Origin of the sequence: Entomomonas sp. E2T0, assembly GCF_025985425.1 — a bacterium.
In the GTDB taxonomy this organism is placed as follows: domain Bacteria; phylum Pseudomonadota; class Gammaproteobacteria; order Pseudomonadales; family Pseudomonadaceae; genus Entomomonas.
The window spans coordinates 3,123,229-3,147,784 of record NZ_CP094972.1; the positions used below are offsets into that span (position 1 = coordinate 3,123,229).

Genomic DNA, 24,556 nt, shown 5'->3' on the forward strand with positions numbered 1-24,556 from the left:
TAAAATCATTATATTATGTTTATCATCTAGTTAGAGATAGCTTTTTATCTAAATACTAACCTATATTAAAAGAAAACTTGTTGCTATCTTCTTTAGTTCTATAATCTATTTTCTTTAATACTCCTTCAAAATGGTTATCTAACACAGGTTTAACCATAATCATAGGAACATCCATTATTGCAAAGTTTTCTAGGAAAGCTTCTAGACTATCAAATAAGTTTTCACCATCTGTTTGTAATAATGCCAATAAACACTTTCTTTTTGCTCTTATTTTTGGGGTTTTATAAGCTAAACCGTCTGAAAGTTTTTGTGCCAACAGTTGCATAACAGGGGTTAGTTCTAGAGCCTCATATAACCAGTATTCTTTAGCAGTTAACATAGCTATTTTTTCTAAAGAAGAAAACTCGCCTTTAATTAATACTAATAAATCAAACTCACAAGCAACGGTTACACGATCTATTTTCTGTTGCTCAAAAATAGGTGTACCATCATTGTGGTAGCAATGTTTTGTTAACTGTTGATAACACTCTGTTAGATACTCTGCTAACGTTTTTGCCATAATAACCTCCTGTTTTATATAGTCATAGTGGCTAGTTTACCCTAATCCTTAACTTTATTAACAGTTATAAGACTAAAATAGATCAAGAAACTATGCTCCTCTTATTTTGGCAATTATTTTTAGTTATAATTAGTGAGTAGTTTTTATTTCTATAGTTGTTAAAACTAATTTTTGGATTTGCTTTTTTGTTTAGCCTCTCGCTGTTTTACTTTACGAGTCTCTGCACCTTTATTGCGACTACGCTGCCATTCTAACCAAAATACTAATTCATTGAGTTCCATTAGTTTCATTTGTTCAATAAACTTATTACGCCAATTACTCGCTGTTTTTTTCATGATCATGGTAGGTAGTGTATCCATAATTTGATAATTGCTTTTACCTTGGCAAAGCCCCTTCGCAAAAGGCAACCAAAGGTCTATATGGGTAAGCTTATCAATTGGTGTGTCTTTAAAAACACTAAAACTTTTTCGGCAACGGCTACATTCAAAATAGGGTCTACTTTTATTTTGAGAAAGCTTACCAAGATGCCCTCCAACAAAAGCTCGCTGTTTAATGAACTTACCACAAATTGGGCAATTTGCTGTTTGTTGTTCTATACGTGTTTTTAACCACTTCAAGAAAGTTGCACGTTCTTTTGCTACTTGATCAGTCACCTTTCTATCTTTAAATTCATGATGAGGTTTCCACCATTGATACAGTGCAGGAAATAAATCTTCCATCATCTGGTAGAGTTTTCTTTCACGTATCTGGCAAGCATTTTCAGAAATATTTAATAATCTGCTGAGTTTCTGAAATGATAAACCTGATAAACGGTATATAACAAAATCTGGCCATAATTCCATATGGCTCATATGCGCAAAATAGCTACCTGTTAATTGACTAAAATTCCTTTCACAACGATTACAATTAAAACGCGGCTGCCCTGCTGCATTAATATCTGTAGCCTGACGAAATGAATGATAACCACAATAGGGACATTGACTGGGAGTTTGGTATGGAAAATACCTAACATAATCAACTAATGCATCAGCATCCTTATGTAACGTTTCTGGAATAATTTTATAGTAATCCGGTATTTTCTTTTTTATCACTATTAATCCTTATTTTTTAGTAACAGACCAATATCATAATAAATGATCATTATTATAGTGCATAAAACTCATACTTAAAAATCAAACACTAATAATTAACTATTTTTATAACAACTACTACAAAGTTATTAAGGATATATATACCTGTTTCCCTACAGACTGCAGAGTAATAATCCATTATTAATACGGCATTATTTAGATAAATACTATAAGAATATCTTTTAAGATATAGCCTATAGAAGGATTATATTACTGTGAAAACAACAATATAATCTAAACTCACAAAATTACTTTTTTTTAAATGAATTTGACTTAGATATTTGTTTTGGCTCTGTCTTATTAGCTTTACCTCTAATAGCAGCTTGACGACGGCCCCATTGCCACTTTATCCAGTACACTAATTCATTCAGCCCCATTGTTTGCATTTGTTTAATAAAGCGTTTTCGCCAATTTAATGCGCAACTATGAGAAATATCTAATTGCTGTTGAATAGTTAAATTACTTTCACCTTTAACTAAGCACTCAACATAAGAATGCCATAACTCCATGTGATCTAATCGAAAAAGGGCTGTGTCTTTCAGCAAGTTAGTAGGTGTTTTACAACGATGGCATACAAAATAGGGGCGATGTTTGGATAACTCTACCCTTTTTACCCCTTTATTACCACATTCAGGACAATCAATCGTTTGCTGATAAACTAATTTATCTAAAAAACTGATAAATGTCTTTTTTTCCTCTTTCACTTGTTGAGTTAAACGACGATCTTGCCATTGATGATGTGGTAGCCACCATGCTGCCAAATTAGGGAAAAGATCTTTAATCATACGACGTAAAACTTTTTCCCGATTAGTTACCGCATGATTCGACATTCCCAATATGTCTTGTATCTTTATAAGAGACACACCTGCCAATCGTAAACAAATAAAATCAGGCCACAATTCTATTTGTTTCATTTGTGCAAAATAAGTACCTGTTAATTGGCTAAAATTCTTTTTACAACGATAGCAAACGAAACGTGGCTGACCTGCAGTATTAATATGGTTTGTCTGACGAAACGAATGATAGGCACAATAAGGACATTCTGTAGGAAACTGGTAAGGAAAATATCTTACATAATCTATTAATGCATCAGCTTCCTTATGTAGTGACTCAGGAATTACTTTATAATAATCCGATGTTTTCTTGCTTGCCAAAATAAACACCTATTTATCTAAATATCAAAATAAATAATCGTGCTAAAATCTATTTTTCCACCTTACAGCTTCTAGCACATAAAATTTTACTTATCTACATAGCTATACAATACAACAATAATTGACTAGTAACTAAAGATCATTAGGTTATTCACTTTCAGACTTTTTAAATACTTTTTCTGAAACTTTTTGACCTTTTTTATAAGTAATTTCTTTAGTTTTGTTATCATTGCCATCGTATTCTGTCCATATCCCTTCTTTTAATCCATTTTGATATTCACCTTCAGCTATCTTCCTACCTTCCTCAAAGAACCATTGCCATTTCCCTGTTGGAACATCATCCTGATATTCTCCCTGCCATGTCTTTTCACCTAACTGATCAGAAAAATGCCACACTCCTTGTTTCTTTCCTTGAGTATAATTACCTTCTTCAAGCTTTACTTTTGCTTGGTTATAAACTACAGATGCCCCATCTTTTATACCATCTGTATAAAAAACCTCACTGGTTAATGCTCCATCATCAAACCATGCGCGCCAAGGGCCTACTTGTTTGTTATCTGCATATAAGCCTTCTGACTTTAATTGACCATTTGCATACCACTCTGACCACAAACCATCAGGTACATTACCCTTGTAATAACGTTGATACATTTGCTGCCCATTAGGATACCATTTGATTGCTGGACCATCTATTTTACCATCCATAAAATTCAACTCTTCAATAGGATCACCTTCTTTCGTCCATAATCGAAAAGTCCTATAAATAGATAGAGAGCTATAATAACCACTATCCTTAACTACTGTAGTCGGTAATTTTGTTAATTGGTCAGCTCTAATTAAAGTAAATGGATTAGTCAGTTTAGTATCAAATCCTGAATAAAAATCTTGCACAACATAAAAGTTATCAGAGTTCTTACCCATAAATTTACGATAATACTCACTATTTTGAGCAATAATATCGCCTTCATTATAATTTACTATTGTAGTAGTTGAAGCATTGTTGTCTCCCCCATTTTGGAACATAACAATGCCACCAATAACTAAAATAGCAATAACAAGATAAATTATTTTGTTCATCGACAACAATCCATAATTGTGATTAATACATTAGTAAGTATAATCAACTCTTCACGATAATATACAGCATTATATCAAAAACACCCAAGCTATCTTATCCATTATTAGAAGTATCAACAATAGATAAAATAGCTTAGGTACTATAATCGTAGCTTAATAGACTATTTATTAAAATTGACTGCAAAATGCTCTTGGGAAAAACGCATTCTTTCCTCAGGCGCTTCAACACGTTGTTTTTTCTTTAAATCTGCTATATGTGCTTCAACAATCTTATTACGCATTGCTAAACCTGTGTCATTAGCAATTTGAATATTTAATCCTGGACGTGCATTAAGTTCTAGAATTAAAGGACCTTGATCTTTGTCTAATACCATATCAACGCCAATATAACCTAGCCCTGAAAGCTCATAACAGCGAGTGGCCAGACGCATAAAGTTATCCCAATCTGGTAACTGTACACCACTGACAAAGTTGTTTGTGTCAGGGTGTTTATCTATTTTCTCATTCAACCAAGTACCTTTTAAAGTGATACCACTGGCTAGATCTACTCCCACCCCTATTGCACCTTGGTGTAAATTAGCTTTACCACTTGATTGACGAGTAGGTAAACGTAACATTGCCATCACAGGATATCCCAATAAAACAATGATACGAATATCGGGTACACCCTCATAACTGATACTATTAAAAATAGAATCTGGTGTTACACGGTATTCAATAAGTGCACGATCTCTCATGCCACCCAGTGAATATAATCCAGTTAAAATACTAGAAATTTGATACTCAATTTCTGAATGAGAAATCATTCGCCCAGAAACAGTTTTAAATCTTTTTTCATCAAACTTATCCGCAATAACGATGATTCCATCACCACCAGCCCCTTGTGCTGGTTTGATAACAAAATCAGTACGGCCTGCTAAAATGGAATCTAGCTTACTAATATCGTGCTCTGTTTCAATAATGCCATAGAGTTCTGGCACATGAATACCTTCCTCAATAGCACGCATCTTAGTAATGATCTTATCATCAACCACAGGATAATATTTTCGCTTATTATACTTGAGAATATAATCACCATTACGCTGATTAATCCCCATAATACCGCGAGATTTTAGCTCCTTCCAAGTTTTCCACATAGATAACATGTGCCTAACCCTCTTTTAACAGAGCTTTAAAACGACGTAACTCAGTTAGGCGATAACCACGATAGCGTCCCATAGCGAGCATAAAACCAACTAATATTAATAAAATACCAGGGAATGTAAACACGAAATAAACTAAGGCTGGTATCTTCATTACTAAATAAGCTAATGAAGCGGCACAAAGTGTACCTATACCTACTTTAAAAGCATTAGTCCCTCCACGCTCTTCCCATGTAATAGAAAGTCGCTCAATGGTCATGGTTAAAATTACCATTGGGAATAAAGTAACAGATAATCCCTGCTCCAAGCCTAGCTTATGACTAAATAGACTAATAGCAGCAATTAATACCACAACAAAAGTTAATACTACAGACAACCTAGGCAACATTTGTAACTTTAGATGCTCCAGATAAGAACGCACAGATAAGCCAAGTGTTACAATAATCGTAAATAAACAGATACCAAAACCTAGACCCGTTTCCCTAAATGCTAATGCAATTAATACGGGAGTAAAGGTTCCTAATGTTTGTAAACCGATAATATTTCGTAAAACAAGAATAACTAAAACCCCTATTGGGATCATAATCATCACATTATAAGTTTCTTGGACTTGAATAGGCAGACTGTATAGCGAGTAAGTAATAAAGCTACTCGCATCTTTTTGTCCAGCCATTTGAGAAATAATACCTTTAGCCGCTAACTCAGAGTTATCAATGCTAAAGGTTACCTTTGCTTGATTACCATTATCAACACTTAATAATTCGTCATCGCCCACCCACCAAATTATACGATCATCTGGTAAGCCTGTTTTACCTGTTTCTGGATTAAAATAAACCCATGTTCCTGGATTATTTGTAGCCGTTGTCGTTTTATTGGTATTTTTATCACTATTTGATTTAACAACGGTAGGTGCAATATAACTCCTAATCCAAAGTTCAGGCTTTTGATTTGTCCCTCTTATCAAGCGAACTGTATGAACACGCTGAATAGGAATATGTGCTTGTGATAACAATAATTCTAATACATTAACTTTATTATCTATTGTCTTATCATTATTCAATAATAAACTAACATTATCATTCTTTACATCATTTACAGCTTTAATAGCTGCTGTAATAAATGTTGCTGTATCTAACGACTTTTGACGAATATTATCAATTAATGTTTTAGTAGCAACTTGTTGTTGCTCTGTTAATGGAATACTTTCACGCCAAGTTTTGCCCTTAATCTGTTTAGGTGTGCTTAAACTATCGCGCTGAGTTAACGCTAAACGATAATAAAGCGTTTGCAAGCCTGATTCTCGACGTGACGACAACGTCAATAATTGATTACCATGAGCATCTTCTTCGATACTACTACCATAATCTTTTGCCAATAAACTATCAGTTGATTTAATGTATCTAAGATAGCCATTTTGCTCTGAAGGCACAAAAAATTGTACACGTACAGGTTTAGAACCTCGCACGTAAAAATCAATTTTGGCATCAATTGTCCAATAATTGCCTCGTTCATCCTCTTGCACAGGAATTTTTAGTACAAATACTTGATAAGCTATAGAAAATAGACCAATGCCTACTAATATAGCAATAAGAATTTTTAAATGTAATGTCAGTGCGCGCATATTATTTCCATTAACAAAACTGTTCTTTTCTAATTTTTCTATTTAACTGCACAAGTAGCTTTTAACTGATATTTTAGGCTTGGATCAACCACAGCTTTAAATTCTCTCAATGCTTTTGCACCAATTAATAAAGGATAACTAAAAGAACTACGGTCAGTTAAATTAACATTAATAGTTTTTAGCTGATCACCAATACACACTTTCATTTCAACTTCTGGACGATAAGTGTAGTTTGGATCCTCGTCATCTGAATCATCATCAGCATCTGTTTCTACATCACTAATATCTGCTGCACGACGTTTAATTTTACCCACACGTACTAATGGAAGCTCTACAGAGCTAAATTTTTGCCCTTTTACCTGTGGCGTAAAACGCACCCACTCTTCACCATTTTTTTTAAACATTTTAATATTGGTAGCACTTAATGAAGCAGTCATAGCGCCTGTATCAATCTTAGCAGAAATTAAAGCACCATCAAGATCCATCATTTTAATCTTTTCATAACGACCATAAACCGGCTTATTAGTTGCTTTCTCAGCAGCAAAGCCCGCTATCGAGAAAATAGTTAAACAACACAATAAAACGGCTTTTCTTAATTGCATAGGCATAAATATCCACACTTTAATTGAGTAATTCAAAAACAAAAAAGAGGCTATTAACCTCTAACAAAAAATAATTCCCACTATTTTAACATGTTTATTTGGGAATTTAACTTAGCAATTATGCTACTAATTATTAATACCCTGTTTCCCTTGCTTCAACCATGCCCAACCAATAAACAATAAAGTAGGCAATCCTGACAACACACAAATCCAAAAAAACTTTTGATAATCATAGTCATAATAGGTAAGAATTCTGCCTGAATAACCACCCATAAATTTAGGTAATAGCAACATAACAGAACTTAACATAGCATATTGTGTTGCTGAGAATTTAATATTAGTTAATCCTGCCAAGTAAGCTAGTAACGCTGACACTGCAATACCTGCACTTAAACTATCAAAAATAACAATACTGATTAAAGTCCATATATGCGGATCAAAATTTATTACTTGCTCCCAAATACTGGGAAGTGGTTGTATAGCGCCATAAAATGCAACACTATTATGAACCAAAAAATAACCATAATCACCAGCAGTCAATACAGCAATACTTCCCTGATCATTGATCAACAAAATATAAAGTAGATTAGTAAAAGCACAAGCCACACCACCAAAAAATAGTACTGGCATAATCCTAAATTTATTAATTAAAAAGACACTAAAGCCAGCACCAATAATGGTTAATACAATACCAAACCCTTTAACAACAATAGCAATGATATTTTGACTAAAGCCATGTTTTAATAAAAAAACATCGATCATATTAAGTGGCATGGTATCAGCCAATTTATAAGTAGAAACTATGGCTAGTATCAATAAAGCCTGCCAACGATAGCGCTGAATAAACTCAACCATTGGCGTCAAAATAGGAGCCATTAAGAATCTGCCTGGCGCTGTAATACAACCAAAGAAAATTAACAGATACAGTGTTCCCCTTGGCCATGCTCCTTGTATATAAGCTTTACTAGATGCATAAATTGTAACCAACACAATAAGCATTACAATAATAGAAATACTTTGATGAACAAAATCAAAATTAGGAATTTCTTTAGCTCGTGCAGTTAATTTCAAATGATGGCGCATTCTTCTTAATAAAATACGCACAGGTAAAATTTGTGACTTTCCCCAAGGCGATAAACCTGTTATCAAAATCAACGCATAAAGCAATGCTCTTGGCCATGCTTTATCCATAATAGCAGTGATCATCACAGGAAGTGATACTACTAAAAACAATACTAAAACAACAGCAAATAATTGGCGGCCAAAGCTAAACTCTGCCTCAGCAATTTCCTCTTGCTTGATATGAATATTTGGCTCTGCACTAAATAATGTTACCAACATGGCAGGAATCATTAATACTGCAAAAACCATATAAGTTATTTGCCAAGCAGTATAATAATAACGTTGCTCAGAAGTACCTAAATAAGTAGCTAATAGTAAAGAACCTGCTCCTGCAATCAATAATGCCGTTCTAAAGCCTATAATATAAAGTGCCGCTAACTTTGCTTGCTGGCTCTGATCCGCTATTTCTAAACGGTATGCATCTAATGCTATATCCTGTGTAGCTGAAAAAAAGGCCACTAAACAGGCAAAAATAATAAAAAGTCTTAGATAGTCCTGCGGATCTGTTAAAGCAACACACACCAATCCTGTAAAAATACAGATTTGTGCAAATAATAACCATGAACGACGACGGCCTAACCTTCCCAACCAAGGTAAGCGCCATTGGTCCAACATAGGAGCCCAAACCCATTTAAGTGCATAAATAAGGCCTATCCAACCTAAATAACCAATTGTTTCAAAAGAAGCACCCGCCCCTAGCAACCAAATCCCCAAAGTAGAAGATATTAATAAACTAGGTATACCTGCTGAAAACCCCAACACCAAAATAACTAAATGAGGATGAAGTTTTAAAGCACTTACAGAATGCTTTACTGTATTAGTTCTCATTAAAACTCACTAACGGCTATTCCTTATCATAGCAATCTATTCATCATCCATTGAATTAAATTATCTATTTCCACAAATCGCTTTACCTTATCACATTCACTAAGGATTTCTCTAGTTTATATTATACGTTAACTTTTAATTTTTATATTATGTAACGTAATATACCATTTAAATATTGACAAATTAAGCTATAGCATCTACTTTCCTTAGCTATTGGCAAATTATTAAAAGATTTATTACATTTTAATCTTTAAATTTTCCTCACCTTATCTATTAATTATTCTCTATTAAAAAACATTATTATGTTAGTACGCTTACTTACTTTCTTACTTCTTGCTTTTTTATCACTCTCCTCATTAGCAGACACTGTTTGGATGAAAAATGGTGACCGTTTAACAGGTACTATTTCTCTCTTGAATGACAGTAAACTAGTCTTAGACACAGACTATGCTGGTTCAGTCACTATTTCTTGGAATAAAGTTTCCACAATTGAGACTTCCAGTCCATTATTAGTCAAACTCAAAAAAGATAAACAAGAAAAAGCCAAAATAATTAAACCCGCGGAAGAAGGTAAATTACAGCTAGTAAATGGTACTGAACCACAAGAAGTCGCATTACAAGATATTAAACAGATCATTAAACCCAAAAAACTTGGTGTAGAAATTGATGACCTTATTTGGTCTGGTAAAGTTAACATAGCGCTTGACAGCAAAAAAGCTGAGAAAGATACAACAACTTTCGATATCGATTTTCAAACAAAGCTAGAACACAGCAATTGGCGTCATATTCTTAATGGTGAATATAACCGTAAAAGTAGTGATGGTAATGTATCCACCAACAACTATGCATTAGATTACACACTCGACCACTTTATTACTAAACAATGGTTCTGGCAAACTAATGCTGGCTTTAAGCTTGACCATATAGAAGATTTACGCAAACAATACACACTAGGTACTGGTCCTGGTTATCAATTTTGGGATGACAGCTTAGGTGCTTTCTCAATGTCGTCATTAATTAATGTATCACGTTATGAATACCAAGACACTTCTAGCAAAAATTTTGGTTCTTATGGTATCCGTTGGGATTATAATCGCTACTTATTGGGTAAGAACTTTGAACTATTCACTACAGGTAATGCAACACGTCCTTTTGATACTAGTGTTGCTAAATACACCTTAGATACAGATATAGGAATACGTTATAAACTTACCGATTGGGCCTCTTTAAACTTCAAAGTAAACCGTAATATCATCAATGGTGCAAGTGATTCCAGTATTAACGAAACACGCTATATTTTTGGCTTTGGTATCAACTGGTAACTTTTACTTAGGTTGGGAAATTATCCCAACCTAGCTAATCTTTCTATATCAATTAAGCTGCTTTACTATATTAACCACTATCTCTGCTGAATTTCTAGCCGCCACTTGTAAGAAACTAAAGAAGTCAATCTTATTATCAGGCTGATCCACCACATCTGAAATAGCCCTAATTACCACAAAAGGACAACCATACAAATAACAAGTATGCCCAACGGCAGCAGCTTCCATATCAGCAGCAATCATTGTTGGAAAGCGACTACGTGCCAACTCAACCACTGCTTTATCTGACATAAAACAATCACCTGTACAAATTAATCCTGTCATGGAATTATGGTTTGAGTGTTGCTGAACTGCTTGTTGAGCTATTTCTATAAGCTGTTTACTAGCCTCAAAGGCTGCTGGCATATTAGGAATTTGTCCATATTCACAACCTACGAGGGTAACATCTACATCGTGATAGCATACTTCAGAAGAAATAACCACATCACCAACTTTTAATTTTGGATCAAAACCACCCGCTGAACCAATATTAATAACAAATTTAGGTGAGAAATGTTCTAACACATAGGCAGTTGATACAGCAGCACCTACTTTACCAATACCAGACTGGAATACTACTACCTCTTTATCTGCTAGTTTACCTGAATAATAAACACTGCTTAATTTTTCATATAAAGCAGGTTCTGTTAAATAAGCAACTAAGGCCTCTACCTCTTCTGCCATAGCACCTATAATGGCAATATCTACTGGTTTTTTATCAGACATTTCTCTACCTATTCAATGGTTAAATACCTTGTGGTAACTCTTCACCACCTAATGCTTCCAAAAGTGCAGGAACAAATTCAGTAAACGTTAGCATCATTAATATAAAGGTTGCATCAAACTGGCTAGCGGCATCATCACCACCTTCTTTATCAGCTTCCTCTAATAATAAATCTTCAAACTTAATGCGCTTAATAGCAAACTTATCATCCAAAATAAATGATAATTTATCTTGCCATGTTAATGCTAATTGAGTCACTACTTTGCCCGACTTCAAATGAATTTGAATCTCTTCACTGGTTAAGTCTTGACGTTTACAGCGAATAATTCCACCATCCTCATGAGTATCACGCAACTCACAATCCTCTAACACTTGGAAACCTTGCGCTGACTTTTGTGTCTTAATCCAATCTGTTAACGTAGCGCTAGGAGCAACTTTTACAGTAACAGGCCTAACGGGTAAAGAACCTAACGCCTCACGTAAAGTAGATAGTAACTCTTCTGCTTTACTGGTACTGGTGCTATCTACTAAGATTAACCCTAACTTAGGCGCAATAGCTGCATAAATTACTTTTTTACGACTAAAAGCACGAGGTAATAAATCCTGTACTATTTCATCTTTTAACTGATCTTTTTCTTTTTTGTAAACCTTACGAGCGTCTCTAGCCTCTATCTCATCTACTTTTTCTTGCAATGCTTCTTTAATCACACTAGCGGGTAAAATACGTTCCTCTTTACGTGCTGCAATTAAATAAAAATCTTGGCTTACATGAGTTAAAGGTGCATCTTCACCTTTACCAAAAGGAGCAATAAAACCGAAGGTCGATAACTCTTGAAAAGTACAAGGCTTAGCCAACTTAGTTTGTAACGCTTTAGTTAACTCTTCTTCAGTTAACGGAATTTGTTGGGTTAAACGATAGACTAATAAATTACGAAACCACATAAATAACAACTCTTTTTCAATGTATCAAAACAAACAGGCTAGTCAATAAACTAGCCTGCATAACAATTATCAATAATAATTAATCTTTCTTACTCATTACTGCAGATTTAGCCATAGCGGCCATAGTTCCATCAATTACTGCTGATCTAAAACCTTTTCTTTCTAATTCACAGACAGCCTCAATAGTAGTACCGCCAGGTGAACAGATCATATCTTTTAAAGCACCTGGACTGATACCTGTTTCCAATACCATTTTAGCAGAACCTAACACCGACTGGGCAGCAAAGGTATAAGCCTGTTCACGAGGCATTCCGCCTTGTACTGCCGCATCAGCCAATGCCTCAATAAACATAAACACATAAGCAGGCGAAGAACCACTTACCCCTACTACAGCATGAATTAAATCTTCTACTACAACCTCAGCTTTACCAAAGCTATTGAAAATCTCTTTAACTAACACCAAATCTTCTTCTGTTAACAACTCATTAGCTGTTATAGAGCTCATGCCCTCACCTACCAATGAAGGTAAATTAGGCATTATTCTCACTAACTTTTGTTTAGAACCGATTGCCTTTTCTAAACTTGCTAAAGTGACACCTGCTGCTACTGAAATAATGATTGCATCTTTCTTTAGAAAAGGCGCTGCTTCAGCCAATACTTCAGCCACCACTTTAGGCTTTACTGCAACTACTACAATATCACTGACTTTGGTAAGCTCTTCAATACTACTAGTTGCATTAATAGCAAACTTTTCAACCAACTCTTGTGTTCTTTTAGGATGATGATTGATTGCATAAATGTGATTAGCGGCTAATACTTTACTTTGTACTAACCCACCAATAATGGCACCACCCATATTACCAGTGCCAATAAAACCAATCTTTTTATTCATGCCTTATCTCCAATACACCTTATTCAACACAGTATTTTAAACTAACTATACCATAAACAGTAGTTATCCTTTCGCCTGTAATAGATAGATTATTTAGCAGAATATGTATTTAAACTTAGCCATAATAGACCAAACTTTATTTTACTGAAAAAGAAAAGGGCTATTAAATAGCCCTTTTAATTTATAAAAATAACTAGAGAGGAACACCTAAACGATTAGCAACCTCAATATAACCCTCTACTACACCACCTAAACCTTGGCGGAAACGATCTTTATCTAATTTTTTAAGTGTCTCTTTATCCCATAATCTAGCGCCATCTGGACTAAACTCATCACCCAAAACAATTTCACCATGGAATAAACCAAACTCTAATTTAAAATCAACCAGCAATAAGCCTGCTTTATCAAATAATTTAGTTAATACTTCATTTACCTGATAAGTTAATTCACGCATACGAGCTAACTGTTCAGCTTTAGCCCAACCAAAAGTAATAGCTACACTTTCGTTGATAATGGGATCATGTAACTTATCATTCTTTAAAAATAATTCAAACACTGGCGGTTTAAGAGCAATTCCCTCTTCCACACCTAAACGACGTACTAAACTACCTGCTGCATAGTTGCGAATTACACACTCTACAGGAATCATCTGTAATTTTTTTACTACAGATTCATTGGTTGATAATAACGTATCAAACTGCGTAGGAATCCCTGCTTCCTCTAACTTTTGCATGATAAAAGCATTAAAACGGTTATTTATTTCCCCTTTACGCTCTAACTGCTCAATCTTTTCCCCATCCATCATTGAAGTATCATTACGAAAGTAAAGAATCAAACGATCCTCATCACTTGTTGCGAATACTGACTTTGCTTTACCGCGGTAAAGTTCTTCACGCTTTTCCATCTATTTTCACTCTTTATTAAGGCTAATTTATATGCTTAATTCATATTATCTTTAAGTTGCTTAAGTATTGCTTCAGCTTTATCAGCAGCTGCTGGACTACTGTCCTTAGCATTCTGAACACTGACATTAATGGCATTATCCACCTTATCTACTTTAATAATATAACGCTCAGCCCTCGCATCGCGCTTAGCCTGTGAATTACCACCAAATAACCGACTAAAGAAGCCCACATCAGAACTACCATCAGCCTTCTCAGCCAAATTAACATAATAAGCACCCATACTACGATCCATATCATCAATTTTAATATTAGCCGTAGTAATAGCACGCTCTACCCGTGACCAAACTAAATCAAAATCACCATTCATAACTAGCACGGGCATATTCTGTGCATCTCTAGATAAAACAGCAGTTGTAGAAGCTACAGGTGTAGACTCTACCTGACTATCTGTTAGTAAAGATACTGTACTATCCATAGCTTGAGTGTTAGACATATTAGCCATTAACTCATCTAGTAATACTGATTCCACTGAAGCATTTTGTGATTTTGCAGGCCAAGCAGCGTCTGCTGTACTATCCTCTGCACGAACCATAACCAATGTATAAACTTCACTAGTATTAGAACTTACTCCAGGTTCAATTCTTACTCTTACCTTAAACTCTTCTTTAGTCAATGATGGATCTATAGCCAATAGACGATTAGATAACATACTGGTTAATGCACTAGGCTTTACCCAACTGGTTGTAAACTCACCTGTTGTTGGTCGAGTAACATCAATATGAAATCCTGCTTGTTGAAAATATTGAAAAGCTTGTCCATACACTTGCATGGTTGGTTGTTGTACAATAAACCATTGCACACCTTGACTACTTTGCAAGCTAAATGCTTTACTCTCATTAACTATTTGTAAAGGTACCGGACGAGGCACTTCAAAGTCTTTACCTGCTGTTGAATTAGGAATATTAGCAGGAATAGGATAGAGGGGATCTAATGGCTTAGTATTTTGTTGTAAATCGGCAGGAACTGTAATTAAAGGTGCCTGTTTAGCATCTAAATAATCATTAGAACGGTCTTTAAAATAACCTTTTTCTCCCCATAACCAACCACAACCACTTGTGGTTGAAATAACTACAGCGATTACTGATAATTTAGCCAATTGTCTCATGGCTTTAAACTCCTTAAACATTTCCTCGGCGTTATAGCTGAGACGCTGACGCTAGTTGCGCTATTCATCATAACAATGGCTAAATAATATTTATTCAAGAATAACTGCTTGGCGCATCGCGTGACGTACTTGCTCATGGTAACGTTCACTAAGTACAGTCAATGGTAAACGAATTCCTTCAGGAATTAACCCCATTTCATGCAGTGCCCATTTTACAGGAATTGGATTCGCTTCCACAAAAAGTGCTTTATTCAGCTCCGCCAATGAAGCATCAATTTCTTGCGCTTTTACAATATCACCTGCTAATGCAGCAATACATAGCTCGCTCATGGCACGCGGCGCCACATTGGCAGTAACTGAAATATTACCCTTACCACCAGCAACAATTAAATCAAGAGCAATAGCATCATCGCCAGAATAAACAGCAAAATCTTTACTTACTTGCTTTAAAAGGGCACGACCACGCTCAATATCACCAGTAGCATCTTTAATACCGACAATATTAGGTATTTGAGAAAGACGTACAACTGTTTCTGCTTGCATATCGCAAACAGTACGGCCTGGTACATTATAAAGAATTTGAGGAATATCCACTGCTTCTGCAATGGCTTTGAAATGCTGATAAAGCCCTTCTTGAGTAGGTTTATTATAGTAAGGAACCACTAATAGGCAAGCATCTGCGCCAACTTCTTTAGCTGCTTTAGTCCAAGCAATAGCTTCACGAGTAGAATTAGCACCAGTACCAGCAATCACTGGAATACGACCATTCACTCGCTTCACAACACGACGAATAACCTCTAAATGCTCAGAATCAAACTCTAAAGTTGGTGATTCACCTGAAGTTCCTACAGCAACAATTGCATGAGTACCTTCTTCTAAATGGAAATCGACTAAACGATTGAGACAATCCCAATCAATATTACCTGTACGATCCATAGGGGTAACGAGCGCAACAATACTACCTGTGATCATTTGACGGTTCCTAAAAAACTTATTTGAAAAGAATTATACTACTGTCTATCCAATATTTTGTACACAATTAATAATTGCTATTTTACGATATAACATGTCAATTGACCATGCTCACTACAATATTATGGTTTGTTAAATAATAGTTTTATGCCTAGAAGAATTTATCCATTATAAACTTTAGTATTATTTTCTAGTTTTTAAAAAACAATTATTATTTTTACGATTATGTAAATTTCTGTAATGAAATTTTGCACAAATCAATTAAACAAACAAATTAAATTTAACTATTTCATTATATAATAATAGACTGGCTAAATATAAAGCAAAGCCAGCAAATTGGGAGCTGTACTTTGTACAGTCTATTTATTATAAGGGTTCTCAAATCATAAGGAAGATGTATATGCTACGTGGCAAAGTTAAATGGTTCAATAACACCAAAGGTTATGGTTTCATTTCATCAGAGACACACAGCGAGGATTTATTTGTACACTATTCATCCATACAAATAGATGGCTATAAAACGCTTAAAGCAGGTCAAAACGTTCTTTTCGAAATAGAGCAAGGGAATAAAGGATTACATGCTAAAAATATAGTTCTTGAACAAGCCCAATTAACACCTGACTCCTTTAATAATCAATAAACCTCAGGGTATGGACTAACCATGTCCATACCTAAAAAAATTGCTTTAAATAACTCTTGATGTAATAACATTATTACTCACTCACCTAGCTAACTATCATAAACTTTGTTAAAGTGCTTGACTGTCACTGCTAACAGATTGGTCTATTATGCTTGAATATTATTTAAAGCGTTGGCAACTCTCTATTAATGGAGAAATCATTAATACCCCCTCCAGTCAAATAGTACCTGTTATCCAAACAAATGGTAATGAAGCTATACTCAAACTAGCCTCCTGTGAAGAGGAAAAAATAGGATATCTTGTGATGTGCTGGTGGGAGGGAGAAGGCGCAGCAAAAGTATTGGCTCATCACGATACAGCCCTACTTATGGAAAAAGCACGTGACCAACGCTCTTTGCTCACAATGGCACTTAATAATCAAGCAGATCAGGCAACAGCCATAATTTGTAATACCATAAAACAACTACATAGCCCTCGTTTGAAACAACCACCTACTAAGCTAATTTCGCTACAACAACACTTTTTATCTTTACAAAAGATCAATCAAGCATTACCTAATATTTTTGCTTTTTGCAAAAATATTGCTGATGACTTACTAGCCACAGAACAAGATATTGTTGTGTTACATGGTGATATTCATCATCGTAATATTCTAGATTTCGAGCGTGGTTGGCTAGCTATTGATCCTAAACGAGTCATCGGTGAAAGAGGATTTGATTATGCTAATTTACTTTGTAACCCTGACCTAAGCATTGCAAATAACCCAGCATATTTTTCTCGACAATTAAACAATATTATTGCTTTATCTGGCATTGAACGAACTCGACTAATCAAATGGATTATTGCTTTTGCAGGCTTATCAGCAGCTTGGTTTATTGAGGACGATCAAACACCAGAAGCAAAATTTGTATTGAGTATAGCTAAATTAGCTATTCAACAATTAAATCCAAAAATGATTAATAATATAGATGACTTTTAAAACCCACCAGTAACAGCGCCAAACAACATCTACAACACCGCCTACATCTTTTAGAACACTGTCTATCAGTTCATATACTTTGAACATATTGAATGTGAATATCTACGCGTGATTGAATAGCAAACGCTTGTTCATTACCATTTGCCACTTAAGCTGTTTTAAAGGCTTTCTCAACTAAATCTTAAATTGCAGAAATTTTTGGCTGACTTCTGGTCTAACGAACATACTGTTATTTAAATTTGACAGAGTGAACTAAGGTTCTAGGATCCTCTAAATATTGACAAGTTGTTCTAATCACTGTTTTTGCTTTACTTTCAGAATATTGCCATAAGAAAGTGCCCATTAAGTAAGCAAGCGCAGCTTCATTCCAACTATTATAAGCAGCCTGTACTTGTTTTTTAATAGCACCAGCATATTTAACAAACTCTGTACGGTCAATAAAATGAATCTGTGTAGCACAACGCGCTAAATTAACTAAACACACTGCATCCCAAGCAACCAAATCATTTACCTGATGATAGTCAGCCACACAGTCTAATTTTTTACGCCATTCATTAGCATTTTTTAGTAAAGCAAATAACTCTTCACTCTTTTTATTACCTGGTTTAGCCAATCGGTCTAACTCTAATTTTTCCCTAGCAACTTTACGTAAATCTTCTTTAGTTCTTGTTTGATACCAATCCACAGCCAATAACGGTGAGAATTTTGCAACAAATTTAACAGCAACATTAGCATTATCATGAAAATCAAAAAAACGACGTAGCATTTTTAAGCGAGATAAATAAAGATCTCTTTTTTCACCAATAGCCAATCGTAAAGCAGCATGCTCAAAAGCAGCTCTGTCATTAATTAACCAATGTTTACGTAATGATTCTCTGATTTCCTGATTAGTTCGTCCAGTTTCAATACTATTAACATAGTCTCCTGCTAGGCTAGAAAAAATTCCTCCTAAAGCAATTAACCATTTTTCATCCTCAGTTAAATCTGTTTGTTCTGTAAACTTCAGTACATGATTATCTGCTACTGTATAAAAATCTTTAGCTTCCACTAAACTATCCCCTACTTCACAAAGAAAGGATCAATTAAAAGGACATCATTTTAATCATGTTAAATAGCTTGATAAAAGTAGTTTTATTAAATTACTGTATCAAGAAATAACAAGACTTATCTTTAAAAACAATCACTTTAGAGCAAAGCAATCAATAAAGCCAGCGCCTATTCTGATTTTTAATAAAACTTACTTATTGATAATATTCAATTTATAAAACGAACTAACTCTAATCTTATCCAAATAAAGATAATCCCTTATGACTAATCAATAAGAATTTTTTTATTTTATAATCATTTCCATTATTATTTATTGACTAAGAATAAGCTAAAGCTCAGTATAACTATTTTCTAAAATATGTATTATCTTGTTCAGCTTACACAGTGTGCTTTTATGAAGAAAACAACTGACAATAACCTAGTTAATTTTAAACAAGAACGTAGTAAACGTATCCATGATATTCATGAGAAAAAGCTACAAGAAGTTCATAATGCTTTTGAAAAAGCATTTCCATTACCTAGTAGTAAAAAAGCTAATAAGAAGAAAAAAGGTAAGAAAAAATAATTTTATTTTATACATAAAAAACCCATCAAAATGATGGGTTTTTTATTACTAAGATATTAGATAAATTATTTTTTACCTTTATCTAACTCTGCAAAACACTCAGCAATAATATTTAAACCTTTATCTAAATCTGCATCAGAAATAGTTAAAGGTACTAAAATACGCATAATATTGTAGTAAGAACCACAGGAAAGTAATAATAAACCTTTCTCACGAGCACGCTCTACAATCTTAGCTACTAGCTCAGCATTTGGCTTATGGGTTTTCTTGTCCATTAACTCAAACGCTATCATTGCACCAGTAATACGAACTTCGGCAATGGTAGGATGTTTCTTCTGAATAGCAGTTAATGCTTTCTTAACTTTAGCACCTAACTTATTAGCACGATCTAGTAATTTCTCTTCTTTAAATACATCAATTACTGCCAATGCTGCTGCACAAGAAAGTGGGTTACCTGCATAAGTACCACCTAAACCACCTGGTGGGATAGAATCTACTAACTCAGCACGACCACAAACACCAGCTAATGGGAAACCACCAGCAATAGATTTAGCAAACGTAGTCAAATCTGGTACTACTCCCATTTGCTCCATTGCAAAGAACGTACCCGTACGGCCAGCACCTGTTTGTACTTCATCAGCAATCAATACAATACCATGTTTATCACAGATTTCACGTAGTCCTTTAAAGAACTCTTTTGGCGCTGCATAGAAACCGCCTTCACCTTGTACAGGTTCAAGAACAATTGCTGCAATATCACGTGGTTCCGCATCATTTTTAAAGATACGCTCAACACTTGCTAATGCATCCGCTACACTTACACCATGCAATTTACGTGGGAAGAGTGCACGATACACACCACCTGGCATTAAACCCATACCCGCGGCATAAGGAACTTTCTTACCAGTCATCGCAAGGGTATACATAGTACGGCCATGATAAGCAGCATCAAATACGATTACACCTTGACGACCAGTCGCCGCACGAGCAATCTTCACAGCATTTTCAACAGCTTCTGAACCAGTAGTTACAAGTAATGTTTTTTTAGGGAACTTACCAGGTACTAATTCATTAATTTTTTCACAAAGCTCAATATAAGGCTCATAAGCCACTACTTGGAAACAAGTATGAGTTACTTTAGTTAATTGCTCTTGAACAGCACTAACTACTTTAGGATGTAAGTGACCACTATTTAATACTGCAATACCACCAGCAAAGTCTAAATATTCTTTACCTTCAACATCCCATATTTTAGCATTCTCTGCACGCTCTACAGCCACTGGGTGAATCATGCTCACACCATTAGCTACTGCCGCTGCACGACGCTTAAATAATTTAGCGTTAGTTTGCTTTGCTTGTTTAACTGCTTTAGCAGCTGGTTTTACAGCTTTTGCTGGTTTCACTACTTTAGCTGTTGGTTTTGATTGTTTTACTGTTTTAGTTGATTTTACTTGTTTAGCCATAATGTCCTCTTGACTGTTCATCGATCCAGTCGGGTTAGGATACAACTTCAGAAGATGTCATTGGCAGCATACGATGATCGACTGCCAATGTTTCTGAAATCACCAATAATTAAATACTAATACATAAATATTTAATTTCTAAATAATCTTCAATTCCGTATTTAGAACCTTCACGGCCTAAACCAGAAGCTTTAACACCACCAAAGGGTGCCATTTCATTAGATAATAAACCAGTATTAATAGCTACCATACCATATTCTAACGCTTCAGAAACACGAATTACACGTGACATATCTTTAGCATAGAAGTAAGAAGCTAAACCAAACTCAGTATCATTAGCGTACTCAATCACTTCTTGTTCTGTTTTGAAGCGGAATACAGGTGCTAATGGACCAAAAGTTTCTTCTTTAGATACTTTGGCATCTTTAGGTACATCAGCTAAAATGGTAGGTTCAAAGAAATTACCACCCAGTGCTTTACCACCTGCAACCACTTTAGCCCCTTTGCTTACTGCATCTTCAATATGCTCTTGTACTTTTTCTACTGCTTTACCATCAATCATAGGACCCGTGGTAATGCCCGCTTCAGCCCCATTACCAATTTTCAACTTAGCAACGGCCGCTTTGAATTTCTCAATAAACGCATCGTAAATACTGTCTTGCACATATAAGCGGTTTGCACAAACACAAGTTTGGCCTGAATTACGGTATTTAGAAATCATCGCACCTTCAACAGCTGCATCTAAATCAGCATCATCAAATACGATAAAGGGAGCATTACCACCTAACTCTAAAGATACTTTCTTAATATCCTTCGCACATTCAGCCATTAAATCACGGCCAATCTCAGTAGAACCTGTGAAAGAAAGCTTACGAATAATTGGATTACTGGTTAATTCATTACCAATTTCACCTGCCGAACCCGTTACAACACTTAACACACCAGCAGGAACACCTGCACGCTCAGCAAGCTCAACCAAAGCCAATGCTGAATAAGGAGTAGCACTTGCAGGTTTAATAATCATCGTACAACCAGCTGCTAATGCAGGGCCAGCTTTACGTGTAATCATCGCATTAGGGAAATTCCAAGGTGTAATAGCCGCAGTCACACCAATAGGTTGTTTAATAACAACCACTCGTTTATCTGTCATATGACCAGGAATCACATCACCATAAACACGTTTAGCTTCTTCTGAAAACCAATCTAAATAAGAAGCACCATAAACAATTTCACCTTTAGCCTCTGCTAATGGTTTACCTTGCTCAGTGGTTAAGATTAAAGCTAAATCATCTTGATGTTGAATTAATAAATCGAACCAACGGCGAATAATAACTGAACGCTCCTTTGCTGTTTTAGCTCGCCATGCAGGCAAAGCTTTATTAGCAGCTTCAATGGCACGTTTAGTTTCAGCAGCACCCATTCTAGGTACTGTACCAATTACTTCACCTGTCGCTGGATTGGTTACTTCAATAGTTTTACCACTATCGGCATCTAACCATTTACCATCCACATAAGCTTGTTGGCGAAATAGACTGGTGTCTTTCAATTGCATATTATTCTCCATTATTGTTGTGTGTTAGTGATTATTGACACTAAGCGACTATAAGAGTTTATAAATAGATGTTAAAAATTATGAGCACTATCCTAGAACTTATAGCGGAAAAGAACAATACTTATCAAAAATATTTTCTACATTTTTAACGATATGACGGATTTTTTATTAAAAAAAATTTAGATTAGAGTATACTTAGCCAACTGAAAAGAACAGTAGTAAACAAATAACTATTGAATTGCGTTAACTATGTTTCTTAAAACTATAAACTAACTCAACGCAGTTTCTACTTTATTTATTTTAACAGCCAGCGATTAGTTACTAAGTAATGAACTACCAAGATTTCTTTAATACGGCATTAGATAAATTACATACAGAACGTCGTTATCGTGTTTTCACAGACATTGAACGCATTGTAGGCCAATTCCCTGTAGCCTTTTGGCATTCAGCAGAAGGAGCCCAACAAATTATCGTTTGGTGTTCTAATGATTACTTAGGCATGGGACATCACCCTGCTGTTATTGAAGCCATGTGTACTACAGCACAGCGTTATGGAACTGGCGCTGGTGGCACACGCAATATCTCTGGCAATAGTCATGCTATTGTAGAACTTGAACAAGAACTAGCCGACCTTCACCAAAAACAAGCTGCGTTAGTATTTACCTCTGGCTATGTTTCTAATCAAACAGGTATCTCGACCCTCGCTAAATTAATTCCTAACTGCTTAATTCTCTCTGACGCCTATAACCATAACTCAATGATTGAAGGCATTAAACAATCTCATTGTGATAAAGTTGTTTTTAAACATAATGACCTTAATCATTTAGAGCAATTATTAAAAGAAGCAGGTGATCGTCCCAAACTCATTGTATTTGAAAGTATCTACTCAATGGATGGTGATGTAGCACCTATCCATGCTATTTGTGATCTTGCTGAAAAATACCAAGCCATGACTTATATAGATGAAGTACACGCCATCGGCATGTATGGCAAACATGGTGGTGGTTATGCAGAACAAGTTGAAGCCATGCAACGTATTGATGTGATTGAAGCCACTTTAGGTAAGGCTTTTGGCGTAATGGGCGGCTACCTAGCTGCTAATGCTAATATTATTGACGCTATTCGTAGCTATGCACCGGGTTTTATCTTTTCTACTGCTATTCCACCTTCAGTAGCGGCTGCTGCAAAAGCTTCTGTACAACACCTAAAACAGTCGAATACTGAACGACAGTTACAACAACAGCAAGTTAGAAAAGCTAAACAAGCACTAGCAGAAGCTAAAATACCCCAATTGATTACCGATACCCATATTATTCCTGTGATGGTAGGTGATGCGGAAAAATGTAAAGCAGCCAGTCAACGTTTATTAGAAAAACATAATATCTATATTCAGCCTATTAATTATCCTACTGTACCAAAAGGTACTGAGCGGTTAAGAATAACCCCTACCCCGCTTCATACAGATCATCATATTCATCATCTAGTAGAAGCATTGGTAGAGGTTTGGCAAACATTAGGATTAAGGTTTACAGATTAAACTACGTAACTTCCAAACTACTACCATCTCAAGATGTAAGTGATTATTTGCTTGTAAGGTTTATATTCATACCTGCTTTAGCTGTATGTAAGAAGTTTTCCATTTCCTCAGTACTATCAAAATAGCGTTTAGCAATCAAATGAAATATTAAAGTATGCGAATAAAGCAATATATAGTCATCATTTTCAACCATATCCATCAAAACACTCCATGCTAATTTAGCATCTGTTTGGTCACTGGATATATAAAAATAAGATTCATCCCACTTTATCATATAGGGTATTGAAAGGATTTTGTTTTTACGAAATTGTTGACTAGCCGAAAAAGGAAAAACAATAAACCAACTAACAACAATAATAAACGGTATAAATAAAATTAACCCTAGTCCACCTACTATAAGCCCAACAGTAGGCGTTGTAAAAATGCCTAATATTAAGATAAACCCTAAAACCCCTCCACCTACCTCAAAAGCTAAAAACTTCCATTTATTAATTCGAAAGTTTCTTATCCAATTTAATCTATTTACTGCAAGTAAATCTTCCTTTGTTATCATCAAAGGTTTCATGGTATCTAAACT

Annotated in this window: 23 protein-coding genes; 5 read left to right on the forward strand and 18 right to left on the reverse strand. The window is 35.1% G+C overall.

Features of this window, described 5'->3' with window-relative positions:
• Positions 1–55: 55 nt before the first annotated feature.
• The 8 genes from MTZ49_RS14805 to MTZ49_RS14840 all read right to left on the reverse strand — a co-directional run bounded on the left by MTZ49_RS14805 (position 56) and on the right by MTZ49_RS14840 (position 9,235).
• A complete protein-coding gene (locus MTZ49_RS14805) occupies positions 56–559 on the reverse strand; it encodes a hypothetical protein (RefSeq protein WP_264746220.1) in 504 nt (167 codons plus the stop codon).
• 164 nt (positions 560–723) lie between these two features.
• Entirely contained in the window at positions 724–1,650 is a 927-nt protein-coding gene (locus MTZ49_RS14810; protein WP_264746221.1) for a hypothetical protein, read from the reverse strand.
• 287 nt (positions 1,651–1,937) lie between these two features.
• Positions 1,938–2,843 carry a hypothetical protein gene (locus MTZ49_RS14815; protein ID WP_264746222.1) on the reverse strand — a complete coding sequence of 302 codons (906 nt, stop codon included), beginning with the start codon at positions 2,841–2,843 and terminating at the stop codon, positions 1,938–1,940.
• A 147-nt stretch (positions 2,844–2,990) separates the two neighbouring features.
• Positions 2,991–3,920: a toxin-antitoxin system YwqK family antitoxin gene (locus MTZ49_RS14820; RefSeq protein ID WP_264746223.1), complete on the reverse strand. Its 930-nt coding sequence runs from the start codon at positions 3,918–3,920 to the stop codon at positions 2,991–2,993.
• A gap of 161 nt (positions 3,921–4,081) precedes the next feature.
• Positions 4,082–5,065 (reverse strand): alpha-L-glutamate ligase-like protein, encoded by a 984-nt coding sequence (locus MTZ49_RS14825; protein ID WP_264746224.1) that lies wholly within the window; start codon positions 5,063–5,065, stop codon positions 4,082–4,084.
• A 4-nt stretch (positions 5,066–5,069) separates the two neighbouring features.
• On the reverse strand, positions 5,070–6,683 hold the full coding sequence (locus MTZ49_RS14830) for an inactive transglutaminase family protein (RefSeq protein WP_264746225.1): 1,614 nt from the start codon (positions 6,681–6,683) through the stop codon (positions 5,070–5,072).
• Positions 6,684–6,721: 38 nt separating this feature from the next.
• The gene (locus MTZ49_RS14835; protein ID WP_264746226.1) at positions 6,722–7,285 is read right to left on the reverse strand and encodes an ATP-dependent zinc protease; all 564 of its coding nucleotides are present in this window, start codon (positions 7,283–7,285) and stop codon (positions 6,722–6,724) included.
• Between the two features lie 126 nt (positions 7,286–7,411).
• Positions 7,412–9,235 (reverse strand): AmpG family muropeptide MFS transporter, encoded by a 1,824-nt coding sequence (locus MTZ49_RS14840; RefSeq protein ID WP_264746227.1) that lies wholly within the window; start codon positions 9,233–9,235, stop codon positions 7,412–7,414.
• 302 nt (positions 9,236–9,537) lie between these two features.
• Between MTZ49_RS14840 and MTZ49_RS14845 the strand changes: the two genes are divergently transcribed.
• A complete protein-coding gene (locus MTZ49_RS14845) occupies positions 9,538–10,557 on the forward strand; it encodes a DUF481 domain-containing protein (protein WP_264746228.1) in 1,020 nt (339 codons plus the stop codon).
• A 48-nt stretch (positions 10,558–10,605) separates the two neighbouring features.
• Here MTZ49_RS14845 and MTZ49_RS14850 read toward each other — a convergent pair whose 3' ends face one another.
• The 6 genes from MTZ49_RS14850 to dapA all read right to left on the reverse strand — a co-directional run bounded on the left by MTZ49_RS14850 (position 10,606) and on the right by dapA (position 16,196).
• Entirely contained in the window at positions 10,606–11,322 is a 717-nt protein-coding gene (locus tag MTZ49_RS14850) for a 5'-methylthioadenosine/adenosylhomocysteine nucleosidase (RefSeq protein WP_264746229.1), read from the reverse strand.
• 19 nt (positions 11,323–11,341) lie between these two features.
• Entirely contained in the window at positions 11,342–12,262 is a 921-nt protein-coding gene (gene rdgC / locus MTZ49_RS14855) for a recombination-associated protein RdgC (RefSeq protein ID WP_264746230.1), read from the reverse strand.
• Positions 12,263–12,341: 79 nt separating this feature from the next.
• Positions 12,342–13,154 (reverse strand): pyrroline-5-carboxylate reductase, encoded by an 813-nt coding sequence (gene proC / locus MTZ49_RS14860; RefSeq protein ID WP_264746231.1) that lies wholly within the window; start codon positions 13,152–13,154, stop codon positions 12,342–12,344.
• Positions 13,155–13,347: 193 nt separating this feature from the next.
• Positions 13,348–14,058 carry a phosphoribosylaminoimidazolesuccinocarboxamide synthase gene (gene purC / locus MTZ49_RS14865; RefSeq protein WP_264746232.1) on the reverse strand — a complete coding sequence of 237 codons (711 nt, stop codon included), beginning with the start codon at positions 14,056–14,058 and terminating at the stop codon, positions 13,348–13,350.
• A gap of 35 nt (positions 14,059–14,093) precedes the next feature.
• The gene (bamC, locus tag MTZ49_RS14870) at positions 14,094–15,224 is read right to left on the reverse strand and encodes an outer membrane protein assembly factor BamC (RefSeq protein ID WP_264746233.1); all 1,131 of its coding nucleotides are present in this window, start codon (positions 15,222–15,224) and stop codon (positions 14,094–14,096) included.
• A 90-nt stretch (positions 15,225–15,314) separates the two neighbouring features.
• Positions 15,315–16,196, reverse strand: coding sequence for a 4-hydroxy-tetrahydrodipicolinate synthase (gene dapA, locus MTZ49_RS14875; RefSeq protein ID WP_264746234.1), 882 nt, complete (start codon positions 16,194–16,196; stop codon positions 15,315–15,317).
• 400 nt (positions 16,197–16,596) lie between these two features.
• Between dapA and cspD the strand changes: the two genes are divergently transcribed.
• Together cspD and MTZ49_RS14885 are read left to right on the forward strand one after the other, a co-directional pair.
• Complete coding sequence (gene cspD / locus MTZ49_RS14880; RefSeq protein ID WP_264746235.1) at positions 16,597–16,836, forward strand: cold shock domain-containing protein CspD; 240 nt, start codon at positions 16,597–16,599, stop codon at positions 16,834–16,836.
• A gap of 148 nt (positions 16,837–16,984) precedes the next feature.
• Complete coding sequence (locus tag MTZ49_RS14885) at positions 16,985–17,815, forward strand: aminoglycoside phosphotransferase family protein (RefSeq protein ID WP_264746236.1); 831 nt, start codon at positions 16,985–16,987, stop codon at positions 17,813–17,815.
• Between the two features lie 229 nt (positions 17,816–18,044).
• Here MTZ49_RS14885 and MTZ49_RS14890 read toward each other — a convergent pair whose 3' ends face one another.
• Entirely contained in the window at positions 18,045–18,863 is an 819-nt protein-coding gene (locus tag MTZ49_RS14890; RefSeq protein ID WP_264746237.1) for a DUF1266 domain-containing protein, read from the reverse strand.
• A 393-nt stretch (positions 18,864–19,256) separates the two neighbouring features.
• On the opposite strand from MTZ49_RS14890, the gene MTZ49_RS14895 reads away from it, so the two are divergent.
• The gene (locus MTZ49_RS14895; RefSeq protein WP_264746238.1) at positions 19,257–19,427 is read left to right on the forward strand and encodes a hypothetical protein; all 171 of its coding nucleotides are present in this window, start codon (positions 19,257–19,259) and stop codon (positions 19,425–19,427) included.
• Between the two features lie 65 nt (positions 19,428–19,492).
• Here the strand turns inward: MTZ49_RS14895 and gabT are convergent, their stop codons facing one another.
• Both gabT and gabD read right to left on the reverse strand, forming a co-directional pair.
• Positions 19,493–20,890: a 4-aminobutyrate--2-oxoglutarate transaminase gene (gabT, locus tag MTZ49_RS14900; protein ID WP_264746239.1), complete on the reverse strand. Its 1,398-nt coding sequence runs from the start codon at positions 20,888–20,890 to the stop codon at positions 19,493–19,495.
• Between the two features lie 109 nt (positions 20,891–20,999).
• Complete coding sequence (gene gabD, locus MTZ49_RS14905; protein WP_264746240.1) at positions 21,000–22,442, reverse strand: NADP-dependent succinate-semialdehyde dehydrogenase; 1,443 nt, start codon at positions 22,440–22,442, stop codon at positions 21,000–21,002.
• Between the two features lie 328 nt (positions 22,443–22,770).
• On the opposite strand from gabD, the gene hemA reads away from it, so the two are divergent.
• Complete coding sequence (hemA, locus tag MTZ49_RS14910; RefSeq protein WP_264746241.1) at positions 22,771–23,979, forward strand: 5-aminolevulinate synthase; 1,209 nt, start codon at positions 22,771–22,773, stop codon at positions 23,977–23,979.
• A gap of 43 nt (positions 23,980–24,022) precedes the next feature.
• Here hemA and MTZ49_RS14915 read toward each other — a convergent pair whose 3' ends face one another.
• The gene (locus MTZ49_RS14915) at positions 24,023–24,544 is read right to left on the reverse strand and encodes a YcxB family protein (protein ID WP_264746242.1); all 522 of its coding nucleotides are present in this window, start codon (positions 24,542–24,544) and stop codon (positions 24,023–24,025) included.
• Positions 24,545–24,556 lie beyond the last annotated feature (12 nt).